This is a genomic window from Taibaiella lutea, assembly GCF_008629695.1.
Taxonomy (GTDB): domain Bacteria; phylum Bacteroidota; class Bacteroidia; order Chitinophagales; family Chitinophagaceae; genus Taibaiella; species Taibaiella lutea.
In genome coordinates, this window is sequence record NZ_VWSH01000001.1 from 441,522 (window position 1) to 462,538 (window position 21,017).

At 41.6% G+C, this 21,017-nt stretch carries 14 protein-coding genes; 10 read left to right on the plus strand and 4 right to left on the minus strand.

Annotation, left to right across the window (positions count from 1 at the left end):
- The first annotated feature begins 105 nt into the window (after positions 1 to 105).
- The 9 genes from F0919_RS01905 (at position 106) to F0919_RS01945 (ending at position 9,992) form a co-directional block, all read left to right on the plus strand.
- Entirely contained in the window at positions 106 to 4,647 is a 4,542-nt protein-coding gene (locus F0919_RS01905) for a DUF6443 domain-containing protein (RefSeq protein WP_190277229.1), read from the plus strand.
- A gap of 4 nt (positions 4,648 to 4,651) precedes the next feature.
- Complete coding sequence (locus F0919_RS01910) at positions 4,652 to 5,266, plus strand: hypothetical protein (RefSeq protein WP_150031016.1); 615 nt, start codon at positions 4,652 to 4,654, stop codon at positions 5,264 to 5,266.
- A 248-nt stretch (positions 5,267 to 5,514) separates the two neighbouring features.
- Positions 5,515 to 5,979, plus strand: coding sequence for a hypothetical protein (locus F0919_RS01915; protein WP_150031017.1), 465 nt, complete (start codon positions 5,515 to 5,517; stop codon positions 5,977 to 5,979).
- 526 nt (positions 5,980 to 6,505) lie between these two features.
- A complete protein-coding gene (locus F0919_RS01920; RefSeq protein WP_150031018.1) occupies positions 6,506 to 7,114 on the plus strand; it encodes a hypothetical protein in 609 nt (202 codons plus the stop codon).
- Positions 7,115 to 7,127: 13 nt separating this feature from the next.
- Entirely contained in the window at positions 7,128 to 7,481 is a 354-nt protein-coding gene (locus F0919_RS01925; protein ID WP_150031019.1) for a hypothetical protein, read from the plus strand.
- A 40-nt stretch (positions 7,482 to 7,521) separates the two neighbouring features.
- Positions 7,522 to 8,181 carry a hypothetical protein gene (locus tag F0919_RS01930; protein WP_150031020.1) on the plus strand — a complete coding sequence of 220 codons (660 nt, stop codon included), beginning with the start codon at positions 7,522 to 7,524 and terminating at the stop codon, positions 8,179 to 8,181.
- Between the two features lie 235 nt (positions 8,182 to 8,416).
- Positions 8,417 to 8,788 (plus strand): hypothetical protein, encoded by a 372-nt coding sequence (locus tag F0919_RS01935; RefSeq protein WP_150031021.1) that lies wholly within the window; start codon positions 8,417 to 8,419, stop codon positions 8,786 to 8,788.
- A 209-nt stretch (positions 8,789 to 8,997) separates the two neighbouring features.
- Positions 8,998 to 9,330: a hypothetical protein gene (locus tag F0919_RS01940; protein WP_150031022.1), complete on the plus strand. Its 333-nt coding sequence runs from the start codon at positions 8,998 to 9,000 to the stop codon at positions 9,328 to 9,330.
- A gap of 5 nt (positions 9,331 to 9,335) precedes the next feature.
- Positions 9,336 to 9,992, plus strand: a complete 657-nt coding sequence (locus F0919_RS01945) for a hypothetical protein (protein WP_150031023.1) — start codon at positions 9,336 to 9,338, stop codon at positions 9,990 to 9,992.
- Positions 9,993 to 10,410: 418 nt separating this feature from the next.
- Here the strand turns inward: F0919_RS01945 and F0919_RS01950 are convergent, their stop codons facing one another.
- Positions 10,411 to 13,425: a right-handed parallel beta-helix repeat-containing protein gene (locus tag F0919_RS01950; RefSeq protein ID WP_150031024.1), complete on the minus strand. Its 3,015-nt coding sequence runs from the start codon at positions 13,423 to 13,425 to the stop codon at positions 10,411 to 10,413.
- 309 nt (positions 13,426 to 13,734) lie between these two features.
- On the opposite strand from F0919_RS01950, the gene F0919_RS01955 reads away from it, so the two are divergent.
- Positions 13,735 to 14,427 (plus strand): hypothetical protein, encoded by a 693-nt coding sequence (locus F0919_RS01955; RefSeq protein WP_150031025.1) that lies wholly within the window; start codon positions 13,735 to 13,737, stop codon positions 14,425 to 14,427.
- A 127-nt stretch (positions 14,428 to 14,554) separates the two neighbouring features.
- Here the strand turns inward: F0919_RS01955 and F0919_RS01960 are convergent, their stop codons facing one another.
- The 3 genes from F0919_RS01960 to F0919_RS01970 are packed head-to-tail and all read right to left on the minus strand — an operon-like array spanning position 14,555 to position 20,984.
- A complete protein-coding gene (locus tag F0919_RS01960) occupies positions 14,555 to 18,880 on the minus strand; it encodes a T9SS type A sorting domain-containing protein (RefSeq protein ID WP_150031026.1) in 4,326 nt (1,441 codons plus the stop codon).
- Complete coding sequence (locus F0919_RS01965) at positions 18,877 to 19,845, minus strand: formyltransferase family protein (protein ID WP_150031027.1); 969 nt, start codon at positions 19,843 to 19,845, stop codon at positions 18,877 to 18,879. The genes F0919_RS01960 and F0919_RS01965 overlap by 4 nt, the downstream gene beginning before the upstream one ends.
- Entirely contained in the window at positions 19,842 to 20,984 is a 1,143-nt protein-coding gene (locus F0919_RS01970; RefSeq protein WP_150031028.1) for an ABC transporter substrate-binding protein, read from the minus strand. The genes F0919_RS01965 and F0919_RS01970 overlap by 4 nt, the downstream gene beginning before the upstream one ends.
- Positions 20,985 to 21,017 lie beyond the last annotated feature (33 nt).

The window sequence follows — 21,017 nt, forward strand, 5'->3', positions numbered from 1 at the left end:
CCGCCTCCATGCTGCCTGCCGTTACCGGCCGGAGCCGGACCGCATTTTTACAAGCTCCGCGACCTCAGTTCTGCAACTTCAAACAAGCATAAAATCAGTATGATTATGAAGAAACTTTTTCGATTTACCTGTCGCATAGCAGTCTTATGCTGCCTTGCCTTCTTACTCGGGATACAGGCGCAGGCGCAGACTGTGGCGCCTACGTTAAACAAGCCTGACGGCAGTACTCTTCCCACGGGCGCCGTTACTTACCCGGGCATACATGACCTTAACAACAACAATGACCAGTATAATTATATACGGACTATTGTACCCGACCAGCCTGTACAGTCGCTGACGGGTTCTTTTTACCGCAGGCAAAGCACCGATTACTTTGACGGGTTGGGCAGGCCTTTACAAACCGTAGTGAAACGGGGCCATGCCAAGGGCAACGACCTTGTAAACGTGCATGTGTATGACAGCCTGGGCCGCGAGACCTACCAATACCTGCCTTATGCCGCACCGACAGCAGGTACGCTCGTGTTCGGCTATGTGCCGGGCAACATCAAGCTGAAAGACAGCACGCAGATGCGAGGCTTCTATGAACAGGCAGGGGCTGACGAGCAGCCTTACGGCATGACGCAATTTGACAACTCACCGCTGAACAGGGTGGTAAAGCAAATGGCCCCCGGCAAAAGCTGGGTGGGCGGCAGCCGTGGCGTAACTTATGACTACAGGACCAATGCAGACGGCACCTATCTGCTGGGCTCTTTTTATTATGTTGCCAAAGGCGCTTTCCCCCGTTTTACCATCGGCAATAATATGGGCGACCTGCCGCAATACGTAGGCAATTATGCGGAAGGGGAACTGTATATAACGGCAGTAACAGACGAAGACGGAAAGGTAACGGAGGAGATAAAGGACAAGCAGGGCAAGGTCATCATAAAGCGCAGCCTTTATACCAAACAGACTGCTCCGCCTTATGTACCATCGGCCCCTGCAAACATGTTCCCCAACAATTATACCTATACCATTTATGTGTATGACGACCTGGGCAGGCAAAGGGTGGTGATGCCGCCGGAGGCCTGCAAGCCTTCGATGGCCTATAATATATCCGGCAGTACAAGAACTTTTACCTATACCTGGAGCGTAAGCGCAGCACAGCTGTCGGGGCTCTGCTACCAGTACCTTTATGACGGGCGCAGCCGCCTGGTAGAAAAGAAGATACCCGGCAAAGAAGTAGAGTATTATGTATATGACAAAAGGGACCGGCAGGTATTCTATCAGGATGGTAATTTAAGGGGTCAACATTACTGGGCTTTTACCTTTTATGACGCATTGGACAGGCCTACAGCTACCGGAACTGCCGAATTTGACGCACCGAGGACACAAATGGTAGCTATCATAGAGCAGGATGGCAGCGTATTCCAGAATAATTCCATTTTTTACTATAGCTGCAACTATGGCCTTTTTCATGTTTATCCCCCATCCAACCTTCCTTATTGCAAATTATTGACCTATACTTATTACGACGATTATATGCAGGGCGATTTATCCAATTTTGCTTATGACAATGCACAATTTGCAGGCATTATCCTGCCTGCCAACAATACGGTGGTGGCAGCACCTGACAATGCATCGCTTGTGACAAGGGGGCTGCCAACGGGCAGCAAGGTACGCATCATGGACCCTGCGGACCCGAACGGGGACAACTGGCTGGTATCGGTCAACTATTATGATGACAAGAACAGGCTTATACAGACCCAGAGCCAGAACCTGCAGGGCGGCCTTGACATCAGCAGCAATATCTACTTCTTCCAGGGCATGCTGTACAAGAACATATTGAGGCACCAGAACCCCAATGCAGTGGCTATACCTGCAGGCGGGGCGATAGACCTGCTTACCGACTACAGGCTGGAAAATACCTTTGAGCGGAACCTCGGCGCTGCCGGCGGCAATGACCAGGTATGGAAGCATACCCAGAAGATAAACAACGGCATAGACTACGAGCTTGCTTTTTACGACTACGACCACCTGGGCCGGAATGTGGTAAAGCAGACCACGGCAGGGCTCAACCTGAATGCCTACAACATACGAGGCTTCCTGAACTATACCGCCTTCCGCAATTATAATACCGATACCCTCTTTGACGAAGCCCTTTATTATGACAAGGGCTTTGCAAGCAAACTTTACAATGGCAATATAGCCGGCATTACCTGGTGCGGCAGCGAAAGGAACAAGCGCAGGGCTTACGGCTACAGCTATGACAACCTGAACCGGCTGAACCATGCGGAGTTCAACCAGTATGACGGCAGCGGCTGGAGCAAAACACAGGGCTATGACTATACAGCTTCCAATATTGCCTATGACCTTAACGGCAATATCCAGTCGATGAACCAGATGGTAACGCCTGCCATAGGCGGCTCCGGTTCTTTAATGATGGATCAGCTGACGTATAACTATGAAGCCAACAGCAATAAATTAATAAAAGTAACGGATGGCGTGGCAGCCGCAACTACTACGGGATGGGGCCTGCCTGACTTTAAGGATGGGGCCAATGCTGCGGTGGAGTACCATTATGATGCCAACGGCAATATGGTAACGGACGACAACAAGCATATCACTTCCATTACCTATAACTACCTGAACAAGCCGGAGGTTATTACCGTTGACAGCGGCCAGATTACCTATGTGTATGATGCGGCAGGCAACAGGCTGCAGAAAAGGGTGCTTGCCACCGGGCCCAGCAATATCCCTCCGGGACAGACCGTTCCACCCTCTTCACTGGAAACATGGGACTACACCAGTGGCTTTGTATATAAGGACAATGAATTGCAGTACGTACTCAACGAAGAAGGCAGGGCAAGGCCGGCGGCGGTTGCCGTTCAGGATGCCAATGGCAACCAGACAGGAGATTACCTGACCAAATTTGTTTATGATTATTTTGTAAAAGACCACCTGGGCAATGTAAGGAGCACCATTACCTCCAAACCGATTGATGCGGATTACCTTGCGGCTTATGAGCTGGTATCGGCCAATGTGGAAGAACTGATATTTGACAATGTTGCAAGCGTGCGCGATATCAAGGGAGGCAGCACCTCGCCGGACGATAAGTATGCGGCAAGGCTGAACGGCGGCGAGGAAGAGCACCGCGTAGGCACTGCCATTGTATTGCAGACCCGGGCGGGCGACAAGTTCCGCATGAATGTGAGCGCCTTTTATGAGGGCGACTATACGCAAAGCGATGAAACAGGGACAAGTGCGCTTATAGAATCGCTGGCAGCTACCTTGATGGGCGGCGCTACGCCTTCGGGTGAGGTATTCGGCGAAACCCGGAATGCGTCTTTGATGCAGCAGGCACTGGGCAATCCCAACCTTGCATCGCAGCTGGCAACTTTAACGGGCAGCAACAACGATGTTGATGCGCCGAAAGCGCATTTGAACTATCTTTGGTTTAACGACAAGCTGGAGCTGGACATGGCGCACAGCGGCAGCTTTCAGGTGGCGAAAAATGTAAACGGTATTAACCAGTGGGTGAATATAGGCACAGGCGGCAGCAATACCGTTGACCTGAGCGGCCAGACGGGCATTTCCGATGGTGGTGTTACGATGCCGGGTAATGGATTCCTGCTGGTGTACATCGACAACCAGAGCATAGGCAAGGATGTATGGTTTGATAACCTGAATGTGGAGAATTATCAAAGCGAAGTATTGGAAGAGGATCATTATTATCCGTACGGGTTGACGCTGAATACAACGCCAAATAACTTGCTGACAGGACAACCGTATAAGTACAATACAAAGGAATTAGAAAAACATTTTGGTTTGGAAATGTATGATTATGGTGCGAGAATGCAAGATCCCCAATTAGGAGTTTGGCATCAAATAGATGCGTTTGCGGAACAAGCGCACAGAGAATCGCCATACTGTTATGCCGGTAATAATCCGGTAAAATATATAGACGTTCAGGGTAATTTTAAGTTCAGCAAAGCTACTTTAGATTATATTAAGCAACATTATCCGACAGCCTATAAATACCTTACACAAACGGACATTACTAAGGGTGGTAATATTATGGAGGTTGTCGCAAGCGACAGAAATTTAAATGCGATGGTTAACAACACTACATATGCCAATATCCCCTATAGCAAATACAATGCGAGAAATATGAAACTTACTAAAGGGGAAATCAAAAATGCATTTTCTTTTGGTAATGGGCCTGAAATTGTACTTAATATGGCACCCGGAAGATCAGGAAATGGAGATCCTGGAGACGGCGAACTGAATTTTGGTTATAATGAAAACGATGATGGAACGTCATACAGAACGCCTATTCAATTGAATGAAAGACTTTTTATGGCTTTAGAAAATGCTAAAAGCCCCCTTGCAAAAAAGGTAGCATTGGTAAATCTAGTTAGTATCTTGATTAATGAATATATGGAAGACTTTGGGCCTGACGATGAGCCAGCTTTGGATGCAAACGGGAAAGAAACGGAAAAAAGATATGGTAATCAACACGCCCAAAAGGAAATCTTTAACGGATTTATACCAGAACCCGGTAAAACCGATGCGTATTTCTGGATTCAACAAATCATGATTGATGTGCAAAATCAAAACAAATTCGACATTAAAGTTCCTGATTCACCAGACCCTAGTATTAAAGGATAGTATTATGAAACATTTATTGATTGTTCTTTTAACTGTAACGGCCATTTTTGCAAATGCACAAGATGACAAATGTATTAGCGTGTTTCCAAATGGACACTTTCTAAAATTTTTCCCGTATACATTTTATTTCGAAAATCCTGATTCAATATTGATGACGTATAACGATGCTCCTCTTCAACGGTATGGAGATGGATTTGTATTTTATGAAAGAAAGAATTCTTTTGGAATGCTAAAAGCGTATAATGTAACTCAAAAAGACACAGCCTTATTTTTTGAAAAGAAACTAAGATTTGTGGATCCTACCTTTACTATTGAATTCGCGGGACATCAGAGTGGTGATACAATAAGTAGAGATGAATTTAAAAATAAGTGGTTTTCAGTTTATCTACTTAATAATGAGATGTCATTTAGTATTCCGATTGAAGAGGCCTATTTATTATACCCAGAAAATGGGGAACTTAAAAAAGTTAAATTAGGAACTCCGACAGAATACGACCTTCCTTATGATTTTATTAGGTATGTAGTCGATTCCAATTCAAGTTTCTTTATACTGGATGTCACCATTAAGTTTGGATGGATTAACCATTTGCCGCCTGTTGTTTTTTATGTAAACGATTAACTATTTACAATCGTTTATTATTTCTAAAGCCAACCATGCCGAAGTTGACTTAAAAGTAGTAGCTGATATGATCTTGCCAGAACTAATATATAGGTTAACATATGAAATACTTCTTATTTTTATTGTTATGTGCAACGTATAGTATTGTCGACGCACAAAATATAAAGTGCACCAATGTATTTGCAAATGGCCAATATTTAAAGTGTTTCCCTTATACTTTCCAGTATGAGAATTCTGATACGATATTAATGACGTATAATGATATCCCATTGCATAAAAACGACAATGATTTTACATTGTATGAGTACAAGAATCCTTTTGGAATATTGAAAGCATATAAAGTAATCGGAAAAGATACAGGTTTGATTTTTGAAAAGAAACTTAGGTTTGTAGATCCTACTTTTACTGTTGAATTTGGCACCAAGGAAAGTGGTGACACATTGAATAGGAGTGAACTCAAGAACCGATGGTTTTCTGTTAATTTATACAACACTGAATTATCTTTAGGAATTCCAATTGTAGAAGCAAATATTTTATACCTTGATGACGGAGATCTCAAAAAGTTTAAAATAGCGTTGCCAAAAGAAGATGAGATCCCTGATGACTTGAGTAAATATATATTTGGTTCTTCAAATTTTTTCATATTAGACATTACGATCAAACTTGGAAGAATATATCATCTGCCTCCAGCAATTTTTTACTTGAAAGACTAAATTATCATGTAATGCTTCACATTAAGGTTACTTAAAAATGGTATCATAAAATCCTTATTTTCAATACTACCAAAGTAACTTCACAAATAAAAAAACGGATATAATTATTCATCCCATCCGGTAACCTTCAGCGTTTGTTTTAACAAAAAGCAGCCGGACATTTTTGTAATGTTCGGTTGTTTAAATATTTGCCGATGTGCATCGACAACCAGAGCATAGGCAAGGATGTATGATTTTACAACCTGAATGTAGAGAATTATCAAAGCGAAGTGTTGGAGGAGGATCATCATTATCCGTTCGGGCTGACGATGAATATGACTCCCATGCAGACAGGTATTAGTCTGAATGATTTTAAATTCCAGAACCAAAGACATGAAGATGATTTTGGGATTAACATATACAGCTTTAAGTATAGGAACATGATCCGCAGATTGGAAGATTTTGGCAGATAGATCCTCTTTCTGAAAAATATGTTTACAACAGTACGTATGCTTTTAGTGAAAATAAGGTTGTTAATGCAGTAGAGTTGGAAGGGCTAGAAGCGCAACTTATTAATGATGCAGCATGGAGAGAGGTAAAAGCTAGTTTTCAAAGCTTGGCCAACTCAATTGATAATCTTCTTACTTTTAGTGCTGAGACAGAGGTCAAAACAGATATTGGACCTAATACATCAACAGTTGCAACTTTCACCAAAACGGTACGGCCCAACTTTGGGGAAACGATTAACTTTATCATGACGGGTAATACCAATCAAGGGAACACGGCGCCACTTTTTACTACGAAAACAGAGTCCGAGGCGGCTGTTGTAACACAAGTCGAAGTGAAAACGTCCTTGGGAACCGGAAGCATATCAACATCGGTTAATCAGGAAGGAACGACGACTGTTAGCGCTGAAGGCTCCGTGAATACTCGTGGAGGAATTGTTGTCGGAGGGAATCTTTCTACAAGTTCAGATGGAAAAACGGAAGTAGGGGTAAGTGCTTCTGCAGGGACAAAGACAACAACTGTAAATGCAACGGCAACAGCTACTTCGGATGGAAAAAACGTAGGTTTTCAAATGGGGATGGGAATAGAATATACACAAGGAAAGCAAAGTATTACTAACTCCGTATTTGTAAACTTTGGACAACAATAATATTTATAGCAATATGGATAAAAGAAAGTTTTTAGCACTAACGCCGTTTGTGGCAATTGGTGTCATTTTGGTATGTTCTTGGTATGAAATGTTAAGTGTTTATCATTATGCATCGACTATTAAATATATAGCCTTGGCATTTGGAATAAACATGATTGTTTATTTTCTAAAATTCAGATATGGGATAATATTGACAGGTATTTTCCTAGTACTTGCCACAATTAATCTTACTCCATTATTTGTCACTACAGTTAACTCAAGCGTGAAAATAGCAGGAATTGTACTTCCACCGGTTGATTGGCGAGTTTTTTTATTGTTGATTTACTATTTTATTATTAATAGGTCATATTGGAAATGGCGGAAATAAACGGATTTCAATCTTGCCGCTCATTAAAAAAAATATACCAATGAAAAGAATAGCTTTAGTAGTTTCAATATCAATTTTGAGTTCAACTTCTTTTGGACAAACTGACAAAGAAAAAGATTCTTTAGTGAGCGAAATATGCAAAACAGTCAAGAAAACAAAGAAAATGTCTGATTCTGCAATCATAGTTTTTGTTTATCAAAAACATCTAACCCCCTTTCTATCCAACTATCCAAGTGACAAACGAGAAGGAATATCTGATGCCATTTATTTTAGACTTCAAAGAAACTGTTGGGAATTTAAAGATATCATCAATAGAAGATATTCTCCTAAGGGCGATTGGCAAGAAGTTGCAGAAAAGCCTAAAACTAAGTTGGGCAAGAAAGCTTGTATCCATTTTCTTGACTATAAAAAATATCAGTACATAGAAGCAAGTGGAGATACTGTTAACCTCTCTATTGAAAATGGATTTTGGATTGACAAATTTAAAGATGGCTCTTATTCAAAATTGAAATTTAATTGGGTAACCGACTGCGAGTTTGATATAGAGTTTATCGAAAGTAATAATGTTACGAGAAAAGGCTATAGCAAACCCGGAGATAAATACAGGTATCAGATACTTGAAAAGGCAGAACATTATTATTTGATATCGGTTGAAATTTCAGGCACGAATAGATACATGACATTCAAGATGTATTATTAGTCCAAATGTTGTATAATGAGGATCATTATTATCCGTATGGACTATGTTTAAACACCACGCCCAATAATTTGCTGACAAGACAACCGTACAAGTATCAGGGTATTGAATTGGAGAAACATTTTGGGCTGGAACAATATGAAAATACACAAGGCTGTATCAAAGCAGGAAGCACATGTACCATGAGGTGCATGCCAAGTAAATCCACCTCAACGCGATTATTAATATATAATTAATAATGGAATTACAAACTTATCTACAACGATTAATTGGCAAGACTGTAACAAATACTGTGATAACGACAAGTACTGTTATTGCAAGAAAAATAGATAAAGATGACCCCGATAATATAAAAACTGAATTAACATTTCAATTATATATTGATGATTATACTTTAAACATTTATAATCCAATTACAATATTGCCATCTGAAAAGGATTTTGCCGATGTAAAGGGCTTAAAAATTGTTGCCGTGGAAGAAAGCGATGAAAAAGCAGAGCTAATTTTTGACAATAGTTATAATCTAATTGTAGATATGCGAGATGAAGCTTATGATGGACCAGAAGCTTTATACTTAACTGGCCCCAATCATTTTTGGGTTGCGTGGTGAGTTTTCCTGTACTTAGAGTACGATATCAAACATAACTGTCCCCCGCTTGTGCGAGCGTTCCGGCCGTTCAATATTGTGTAATGAGTAATGTTTCAGAATTGACGTTACTTAAAAATGGTATCATAAATCCGGCAGAACGTTCACAGAATTTATTATAACAAAAAGCAGCCGGACATTTTTGTAATGTTCGGTTGTTTAAATATTTGCCGATGTGCATCGACAACCAGAGCATAGGCAAGGATGTATGGTTTTACAACCTGAATGTAGAGAATTATCAAAGCGAAGTGTTGGAGGAGGATCATCATTATCCATTCGGGTTAACGTTGAATACAACGCCGGTGCAGAATGGAGCCAATCCGCAACCATATAAGCTTACTACTAAAGAACTGGAATCTAACTTTGATTTGAATGTGTATGATTTTGGAGCGAGGAACTTTAATATGACAATCGGAAGGTGGAATTCAATTGACCAGTTGGCAGAAAAGTATTACAGTATTCCTTCTATAAAAAGTTACTATCATTATAAATTCCTAAAAAATTAAGAAACGTGAAAAATCAAATAATTCTGATTTCTGTATTTATTATTTTATCTTTTGGCTGTAATAATACAAGCGAAATTCGACATAGCTCACCTAAGGATAGTTTAGCAAACAATAACGAATCTAAAATACCTATAAAAAATGACAATCTAATTGACAGAGAGTCTCTTTTCAGACATGATGGTAATTTGTCATTTTCCCCTACAGGTGGGAATCCTGAAAATTTAGTTCTTGTCTTTTATAAGTTTGGAAATAATAGTGATACCAGTTGGAGCTTAGCTGCCTACAAATGTGATAGCACAATATTTATTAAGATAAATGAAATTACCCCTAAAAATATTGCAGAGAGTTTTAGCATGAACTATGACACGTTTGCCTTCAAAAAATACGATGGTTATTCTTGCAAATTGTCAACAAGCTTTTGGGGAAATTTAATTAATAAAATAGGTTTGGATTCATATCAAGTTAAGAGTTCAAGAAGGCGCGAGGTCGTAGGAGGAAGATCATATTCGTTGTATTATAAGTCCAAAGTAATTGTTGACAGCGATGATGATATGCCTTATTTAAAAAGAGTGGATAGCATATTTACAAAGAATATTATTAACAAAATAAATTATAGAGCAGCTCATCCACCATCTAAGTATGATGGGGATGCAACGCATTAATTTTTCCTGTTCAATGCCATTATTATCTGTACGGGTTAACGCTGAATACAACGCCCATGCAGAATGGAACCAACAAGCTGACGACTAAGGAACAGGAATCTAATTTTGATTTGAATGTGTATGATTTTGGGGCGAGGGCTTATGCCCCTACTGCACCGCATTGGTAGCAGATAGATCCACTTGCTGAAAAACGTTTCTTTATAATGTCAGCTTCCACCAAAGTAGTACCATGAATAATTAGGCAAAAAATGTTTAATTTAAAAACTAAAAAGACTTGAAATCTAAAAGCTATATCAATCTTAATTTTTATGTTTGGACGAAATGCTGAGATTTCAAATGACCACAAAAATAAAGCTCACACTATTGCGTGAGCTTTATTTCATTTTGAGGAAAGGCTTCAGGTATATTCAAAACGACCTTACTTATTCTTAATAAACTTTGCCACTTGTTTGTTTCCCAAATAGTTTGGTATAGAAACTATATAAACACCGGCGGAAAGCGAACTTATATCTAAGGTAATAATGCCTTTATCAAATTCAAGATGTGATTTTAGTACTGTGGTACCAACTATATCGGTAACCACCATTTCATGGATGCCACCTTCAAGCAGGTCAAACTTGACATTTAACTGGTCTGTTGCCGGATTAGGATATACTTGTATGTTTCTGTTAGCAGATGCAACAGGCCTGTCCAGAATATGAGTAGTAATATCCGGATGCCTGAAATACAGGTCGGGCGCTAAGTTATTAGACACCAATATACCTTGCAGCAGGTTTATCCATTTGTCGTCTTTGGTAAATTGCTGTGCAAGGCTTTGCAACTCTGCTTTTGAAACAGTGATGCCCTTCAGACGATCCAGTTTTATTTTCTCTGTAACAGCCCATATTTTTTCGTTATTGCCAGAGGGATTGAAACTTTGGAGTACTGCTGCCGCACCTGTAATATTGCCTGTTGCACGGGCATAGGTATAATCCACCATAAGCTTTTCATTATCGCTTAGTGTTCCCATGCCGCGATAGCTATTATATGCTTTTTGTATTTCCTCTTGTCTGCCTGAACCTGCAACAGCGTTGATGGCATTGATGGCTGTAAGTACATTACCCTGTATCTTGTAGTCGCTGTTTGCATGGATGCCCATGGAACCGTCGCTAAGCAGGTATAAAGGATACAACAATGAATCGTAGTTATTACATACCAGCTTCGGATCAGCCACGTACTGGCTCAGGTCGGTCTGTTTGGCGCAGGAAGCGGTGGAATGGTAATTGCCGCCGTGTGAAATGACATTTACATTATTGGTGGCATTGTAGTTATCATAAATATCAATAGCCAACGCATCGCTGTAGACATCAATAGCGCTGTTGAAATTCCGGTAGAAGGTATTCAACCCTTTTTCTGTTGGAGAACCAATAGTGGAACCGGAATAACCGAAACAACTAATCCCTGCATCTTCGTAATTGAAAAGAAAATTATTACGGATAACAGGTAATGATAAAGGGCTCCAATAATAGAATTCCATAGCTGTTCTCGTATCCAGTATGCAATTGCTGTGTATGGTGCTGCTGTTATCAATAGCATGAGCATAAATGCCATAGTTGGTTCCGGGATAATAATTGTCAAAATCGAGGTCAATTTCATTGCAGTTAATATTCAGGTTATAACAGTAAGCATTGTATATGCCCATATACCTTGAGTCTATGATATTGTTTTCTGCAACAATAGAATTGTTCACATAATCTAAACTTATGCCGTCGTCAAAACCTTTGATCGTATTGTTCCTGACATTTAAATATTGTTGGCTTTCGGCATAAATTGCTGCAAATGCATAATGGCTATATGAAAGATTATTTGCCAGGTCGCTTATTTCATTGTTGAATATAGTAACAGGCGCATAGCCGTTTGAAACGGCTATCTGCGCATCTGAACCGTAGGTTTGTTCATTTACCTCCATTTTATTATTCTCAATATCGCAAACACCCGTATTGGCAACCACATCAATTGACCTATACATATTGGTAAAAGTATTGGCGGTGATGTTAGCATAAGAATTTTCAAGATAAATACCCCTGTAAGTACTGTATGGAGGCGTATTGGGGTTATTAATATTACTGGATACAAAGCTGTTCTGGGATATATTTTCAAGATGGGAAGAATTGATACTTTCTATGCCGATAAGGTTTCTGTAATAATAATTTGAATCACAGGTGCTAAACACAGGTGTATCGCGATCTATCACAAACCTGTTGCCGGTAATGGCATAAGGGTAATTATATACACCTTCTATCCGTATGCCTTTATTGTCATTCAGGAACAGGTTATTATGAATCTTGGCAGTTCCCGTATCGGTTAGCTCCAATGCAACAAGCGCATTTTTAAAAGTACATTCTTCCACAATATTTCCATCCGTCTTTATGTTTACACCTAACCATGCATTGTTAATGATACATGGCCTGAAAACAGAATTGTTTGCCCTTAATAAAGCGCCATTCCTTATTTCGAGGCCGGAACATTCGTCAAATACAACATCGGAATTAGTTGCATCCAATATGGTATTATTACCTTCTACAATAAGGTTACCTCCCGTAACAAAAACCTTGCTGCCCCATACCTGACTTGAACTGATAATGGTAGAAGAAGCATCTATTACGGTGTATCCCGAACCTGGATCTGCAAGGTGGCAGCCTACGGTACTGTCTGTACAATCGCAACTGGTATAGCCCGGTTTCAAAAAAGCATTGTTTGTAGAGGAAAGAGTACCGCGCAGGTGAAAGCCATGCGGATTGGGGTTAGGACTTGGAAAGTCGTGTACGGTAACCTGTATGGCATATGTACCCGGTGGCATTGAAAGGAGTGATATACCTGTTATAGAACTCCAGTTGGTCCAGGAGGACGGAATAGTGACAGGAGGATCATCAGGAGCCAGCGTATGGACTATTGCAGAGGGTTTTAATACGATACGAAAATCGGATATATAGTTATCACGCGCCCAGTCGAGCGGGTTTATAATAAGGGTGGTGCTGTCACAAAGAACGAATTCCCGTTCCAGCGTAAACCAGTAAACGCCGCCTGAATCGGGAGTGTACCAGGTAGTAGGATTATAAAAGGTGATCCACTCGCTGGGAATTGAATTATTGGGTGGCGGAGCGGACTGAATATTCCAGGTATTGGTGTTAACAACGGCAGGGGTAGGTGTCGGACCCAATGATGGTACTGCAATATTCAGGTCCGGTGAACGGTCTATTACCTTCCAGGCCGGATCCGGACTGCCGCCGGGAAGCGCGGCTCCTGTAGCGGGATCTATACCTGTGCTGATATTAATAGTATTGGTATGGCAGTTTTGAGCAGAGGCGAATGTAGCAGAGGCGATAATAAGCGCAATTGAGGTAAATGCTTTTTGAATAAAAGCAGCAAAGGCCGGTTTGTAATGGCGTTTCATAATAAAAGGTTTGGTTTAGAATGTTTATAGAAAAATGAATTGATTTACATCAGCATTAGTTTTATGTTCTATGAATAAATATTATCAAATATCATAGTCATATATAAACTTATAGTTATGCTAAACAAAATATTATGTTAATTCATATAAGAAAACATCCTCCGCAAACCTTCCTGATTAGGTTGATATCAGGTCTTAAAATTTTATTTAATTAATTATCAATTATTTATAAAAAAGCAGAAATTTCTGGCACGGTATTTGATATATATCAAACAGGTGAAATTTTCACCAATTAAAATAAACTTAACTATGTCAAAAAAATTAGAAAATGACGTAAGGATGGCAAAGACCTTCCACGAGGTATTGAATACTTATCGGCATTTATGGGGCGATAACAAAGGATTCAAGCAGGAGGTCAACGAAAGCGTTGAGCTGATGGAACAAATGAAGCAGAGCAGAGTACTTGCTCAACAAAGAAGCCAGGGCTCAACAAAAACCAAGGCTGACCTGAAGGAAAAGGTCGTTGCCTTATGTATGAGCATTTCAGGATGCGCACTCGTGTATGCCAAAAAGAAAAATGATCTGGAGCTGGAGCAACAACTGGATTACAGCGCAACCAGGCTAAAAAGAATGGCAGGGAATAAACTTGCCGCTAAGCTTCAATATGTGTATGATGTTTTCAAAAAGTCAGGAGATTCGCTCAATGACTATGATGTGACTCCGGAACAGATAGAACTGTTCGGTGAGATGATAGAGGCTTACGCGGCCATGATACCGAAACCCCGAACTGTTCAGGTAGCAGTAAAGAACCAGCATCGCAGTACAAAGGAGCTGATGGAACTGATAAAGAAAAGCTTCTATAACATGGACAGACTGATGGCAAATATTAACAACAAGGATTTTGAGAGTGAATATAAAAGTGCGAGGATCATTATCGGGCTGGGCAGCAGGCATGAAAAACCGAAAGAAGAAAACGATAATAATAAGGAGCAGGAAGCATAGATGACACTGCTGCTTCACTCAGCAATTTATGTTCAACAATAATTAAAAATTGTTTAAGGTAATCGCATAACAAAAGCGGCTGTTCTATTGAACAGCCACTTTATTATTTTCAAATTACCGGGGAGGATTAATTCCTGATAACTTTTGATGTATAAACCATGCCTGAGTTGCTGATGATGGTCATATTGTAAATACCCTGGCCAAGACCTGACATATCCATAACGGTTTTATTGAAACCTTTCTGAAGATTCATTTCCTGAGTCAAGACTACTTTACCCATTACATCTGTAACGCGTATGTTCATCACTTCGTCTTTAGCAGAGTTGTATTCAACTGTCAGTTGAGACTTAACCGGATTAGGATAACAATTGAAGTCTGATTTTCCATCAAAATTAAGTGTGCGAATGTCAGAATAAACAATATTGCCTTTTTTGTCTTTTTCTGCCAGGCGATAGAAATTCATTCCGTTAAACGGCACTTTATCATAATAGTTATAGGACAACACAGATTGGCTATTACCATTAACAGCTTTAGAGGCTATAGAACCTATAGTCTGATAAGTTTTGCCATCCATGCTTCTCTGAATATCGAAACCTACATTCTCCATCTCACTTTGAGTAGTCCAATACAAACCAGCTACACCATTTTCTTTCCTTACATTGAAAGAACCGATGTTTACATATAACGGCGTGCCTAATGTATTGTTGGTATGAACATAGAACTGGCTGAAAGAAGGTATTGTCAATGAAACAGTCCAGAAATGCAATGAAGGGTTCCATTTTACACTGTCCGGGTGAATTAAAGTTCGTGTACCCGTACCTGCAACCAGGTCTCCTCCACTTACTTTTGTAACTACCAATGAATCAATACCTACCTGATCGGTAGGGTTCTGAGGCAATTTAGGGAAGCTATGGGCAGTAGCATAAACGTTGTAATCGTCAAAATCCTGCTGTGTGAAATATAAATTTACACTTCCTGCTCCATTGTTCTGCGGCGTAATCTGATACCAACGGGAAACAAACGGCCTACCCTGATAAACAGGAACAGAATCAACTACCGTTACATAACCCAACAAAGCACCTAAAGAGGCATTTTGCTTTACGGAAGCCAGCGTCTTACACTCATCATTATACATATAAGTCAGGCCGCCTATTACTACGTTGGTGCTGCTTGTATCGGCACCGTCAACAGAAACCGTATTTGTTTGATTTGACTGAGCCAATACACCGCCTACAGAAACTGTAACGGTATCTTTCTTAGTACAACTGTTGACATCTGTTGCTGTAACTATATAATTGGTAGTAACCGTAGGGCTTACAGATTGTGTTCCGCCACTTAAATTGCCCGGGGTCCAGTTGTAAGTATATCCGCCTGATCCACCTGTTGCAGTTGCATTTATGCTAATTGTGCTTGGTACGCAGATATTTGTATCAGCCGAAACCGTAAGATTCAATACTGTAGGTTGCGTAATATTAACTGTCTGTAGTTTGGTACAGCTATTGGCATCTGTAATAGTACAAGTCCAAACACCTACTGACAATCCTGTTACTGAAACGGTACCATCACCTGCAGGGTTACCTGGAGTCCAGTTATAAGTCAATGCGCCGGTACCGCCGCTTGCAGAAATCGTCGCAGCTCCATTGCTGCCACCGTTACAACTTATGTTTGTCTGAGAGGTAACACTTGAAGTAATAGCCGTAGGCTGTGAAATATTTACAGTCTGTAATTTGGTACAGCTGTTCGCATCCGTAATAGTACAAGTCCATACTTGAGCACTCAGACCAGACACCGAAACGGTACCATCACCTGTAGGGTTACCCGGAGTCCAGTTATAAGTAAGTGTGCCGGTACCACCGCTTGCAGAAATCGTCGCAGCTCCATTGGTACCACCATTACAGCTTACGTTTGTCTGGGAAGTAACACTTGAAGTAATAGCTGTAGGCTGTGAAATGTTTACAGTCTGTAATTTGGTACAGCTGTTCGCATCCGTAATAGTTACTGTGTAAACCTGAGCAGAAAGGCCTGTCGCTGATGCAGCTGTACCACCGCTTGGAGCCCAGCTGTAAGTCAATGTACCTGTACCACCACTTGCCGTAACAGTTGCGGAACCATTGGTACCACCGTTACAGCTTACGTTTGTCTGAGAGGTAACACTTGAAGTAATAGCTGTAGGCTGTGAAATGTTTACAGTCTGTAATTTGGCACAGCTGTTCGCATCCGTAATAGTTACTGTGTAAACCTGAGCAGAAAGGCCTGTCGCTGATGCAGCTGTACCACCGCTTGGAGCCCAGCTGTAAGTCAATGTACCTGTACCACCACTTGCCGTAACAGTTGCGGAACCATTGGTACCACCGTTACAGCTTACGTTTGTCTGAGAGGTAACACTTGAAGTAATAGCAGTAGGCTGTGAAATGTTTACAGTCTGTAATTTGGTACAGCTGTTCGCATCCGTAATAGTTACCGTGTAAACCTGAGCAGAAAGGCCTGTCGCTGCTGCTGCAGTACCACCGCTTGGAGCCCAGCTGTAAGTCAATGTACCCGTACCCCCACTTGCCGTAACAGTTGCGGAACCATTGGTACCACCGTTACAGCTTACGTTTGTCTGGGAAGTAACACTTGAAGTAATAGCTGTAGGCTGTGAAATATTTACAGTCTGTAATTTGGTACAGCTGTTCGCATCCGTAATAGTTACTGTGTAAACCTGAGCAGAAAGGCCTGTCGCTGCTGCTGCAGTACCACCGCTTGGGGCCCAGCTGTAAGTCAATGTACCTGTACCCCCACTTGCCGTAACAGTTGCGGAACCATTGGTACCACCGTTACAGCTTACGTTTGTCTGAGAGGTAACACTTGAAGTAATAGCCGTAGGCTGTGAAATGTTTACAGTCTGTAATTTGGTACAGCTGTTCGCATCCGTAATAGTTACCGTATATACCTGAGCAGAAAGGCCTGTCGCTGCTGCTGCAGTACCACCGCTTGGAGCCCAGCTGTAAGTCAATGTACCCGTACCGCCACTTGCTGTGACAGTTGCGGAACCATTGGTACCACCGTTACAGCTTACGTTTGTCTGAGAGGTAACACTTGAAGTAATAGCAGTAGGCTGTGAAATATTTACAGTCTGTAATTTGGTACAGCTGTTCGCATCCGTAATAGTACAAGTCCATACTTGAGAAGTCAGACCAGACACCGAAACGGTACCATCACCCGTAGGGTTACCCGGAGTCCAGTTATAAGTAAGTGTGCCCGTACCGCCGCTTGCAGAAATCGTCGCAGCTCCATTGGTGCCACCATTACAGCTTACATTAGTCTGAGAGGTAACAGAAGATGTAATACTGGTAACGGTTAACGTTGCAGTATTGGAAGAAGTATTACAGGATGTACCATTATTGTAAGCAATAACTTTATACTGGTAGCCTGACATACCGGCCGTTGCACCTGTTATAGAAAGTGTATTAGTAGCAGATCCCGAGTAAGTGGCATCATCTGTTATATCTGTAAAGCCACTGCCTGTATTCACCTGCCATTTATAAGATGTAACAGGAGAAGCCGTGGCAGTAAAGCTTGTGTTGGCCCCCGCGCAGATAGTACCGCTGGACGGTTGCGCCGAAAACACCGGAGTGGTACAGGTGGAAATGTAAGTACAACCTGAAGGCGCTCCTAAAAATGCAGAAGAGCTGGTACTCATCGTCCATTTGCTCGCATCCATCACTGCTGTGCGCAAAGCTGCTACATTGGCAAAAGGTGCGCCATTCGAACAGTTAAAGCGGCCTGACAGATAAATACCTGCTCCCGGGTTACCGGTCCAGAAAGCATTTGTACCGCCTGTCAATCCCGGTGGCATAGCGCTACCGTTGACGCTGCTTGCACATGCTGACCCATCCCAGCCGGCAATGGTGGTATTATTACCTGCATTGGTACAGTAAAAATAATGAATTCCGGCAATCAACGTAACACCGGAATTCGAGACTACTCCGCTACCTCCCTGGAAAGCTATGATCTGATCACCTACATTGGAAAGATTGAAGCCATTGCTGGCCATGGTACCATCTGTACGTGCAACGGTTCCATTTACTGTTTTGACTCCCGTGCTGGGATTAATAGTAAAAGCAGTAGCACTCGTGCCGCCACCACCAATAGTAACTTCTGTTCCGACTGGCAATGCACTTCCCGATGTCCAGGTTAATGCTCCTTCAGAAGTGCCTGCTGCAACCCAGCCACTGCCGGTATAACCTCTGTCGGTAAATGAAATTTGAGTATTTGAGGAAATAGGTACCAGCAAAACAAACGAAACGGTATCGCCGATAGTTGCACCTGCATTACTACTGAATGCAGTAAAAATAATACCGCCTGCCGAGAGCGTCGTTTGGGCCTTCGCTGAAGACCCGTTCAAAACAAATCCCAATAGCATGACTGCTGCAAGGAATGCTTTAAAAAGTGGGTGTAGGAATCGTTTCATACATTGATTGGTTTTTGGTTTGTTTGTAAATTGGTAAAAATCTGTCCTTTCTTTATGCCGAAGGATTCGAGCCGGTAACCACTCATAAATCCTTCATCTGTATAAATGATATTAACTTTTAATTGCGTGTTGTCTTTACATTGAATGATAAGCCCATTCATAGCGTCGATTGCGAGAACAGTACCCGGAGTAGTAGATACATCCGGCAGAGCCTCTGTGTTTACTGATGCTTCCACAATGCGGATATGCCATCCATTCCATTGCGAATAAGCTCCTTTATTCCATGGGTTACAGGCATTGACCAGAGCTTTAACAGATGAAGCATCCTGCGCGTTCCAATTAATGCAGACTTCCGACGGGCCGGGGCGCCTGTAATAATTTGCCATGGCTTCATTTTGGTCAGTACCTGATAATCCGGCCTGTAACACACCTATGAGCTGCGGCAAAATGCGCGCAGCCAGATATGAAAGATGTGTACAGAGTAATCCATGAGTAGTATCAGATTCTAAAGGCAATGACTGCTTCAGTATTATGGCTCCTTTGTCAATCCCACCATTAACAGTATGTATTGTAATGCCGGTTTCCCGTTTTTGCTGACGAATAGATTCAAATACCGGATCGGCACCGCGCATTTCAGGCAACAAACCATAATGAAAATTATAGAATTTGCCCGGATGGCTTTGCCAGGTCACTTCAGGCACCTTCCATGGGAAAGTCATTGTAAACACAAAATCAGGTGATTTCTTTTTAAGCCAATCTCCCAATTGTGCGTTAAGATTTTCCTTTCGCAACAGCATAAGCGGAATACCGGTCTGAGCTGATAACGACTTACAGAAATCCAGAACATCCGTATTATTCTCGGGTACGCCTAAAGCACAAAGCTTCCCCATATTATATAAAGCCTGAATAGCAGGTATAGCCATACGGTTATTGCACAATACGGCTATATGAGACGTATTACTCATGAATCTAAGCAGGCATATGAATTTAACCAGGAATTTGCTGTTTCGTCCAGCATTGCCAGTATGTTTTTGTCCATAGCCTTACGGTCTTCTTCCAGTCCTTCCACTTCAATAACGTCCACCTGGCAACCATTACCGGTTGCCACATCTTTAGTAACTGTAGCATAATAAACAGGCGCTTCGGTAAAGCGGTTTGAAGGATTTATATATACAGCACCTCTTGGAGATTTATATGAATATCCATCGGCAATATCTTCCGAAAGGTTTTGGGTGCCAACAATGACCTGGGCAGCTTCCCAGCCCAATAAGGAAAATAAGTTCGCCTTTGGACCATGCCCGGTTTTTCCAAGCATTGCAACAAATTCATTATTTTCCGGTGTATCTAATTTTAATGACCAGGGTACGGCGGAATACCAATCATTGCCTGAATGAGGAATTTTGGAAATCCATCCTTCATCAGCCATAAATCCGGTGCCATAAACACTGTGCCTTGCAAAAAGCCCGTATCGCTGACCTTCACGAAAGAAATCTTCTGTCATATCGCCACAGTAACTGGTTAAAAGAGCTGTCACTTCATTGTTATCCAAATATTCTGCCAACGGCTGCAATGTAAATTCTGCTTTTTTAAGCGGCCCCACATGATTAAACAAGATATTGGCACCTTGTTCTGCTACTGACATAGCATAAGAATAAGGAATGCGGTATCCGGCATCATAAAATGAACAGGCAAAAGCAAAATCCTTATGCCCTTGCGCTGTTGCCTTGCGCGTAATTGCGCGGCTGCAAAGGTTTCCCTGGAGTGAAATAAAGTACGCGTTGTCTAATTTTCCTGCAAACGGAGGGAAATGATATCCGCTGTCGAGCACTAACAATTTACGGCCCGAAGTTTCAAATAAAGGATGGATGAACTGAGCTGCAATCGGATTAATGTAACCAACCACAATATCAACTCCATCCAACAGCATCTGTTCACATTTGGCATATATTTCCTCATGTTTTGCGCCCACTCCTATATTGACACTTACTATCTGGTAATTCGCTTCCAGCCCCTCTTTCTTCAAATAAGCCCTGAACCCGTCGTGCAGGTCAAAAGCTATAGATGGGTATAATACGGAGCGGGGTAAAAGTAAACCTATTTTCATACAAGTGATTAATGCGGGAAATCCCTAACGGCC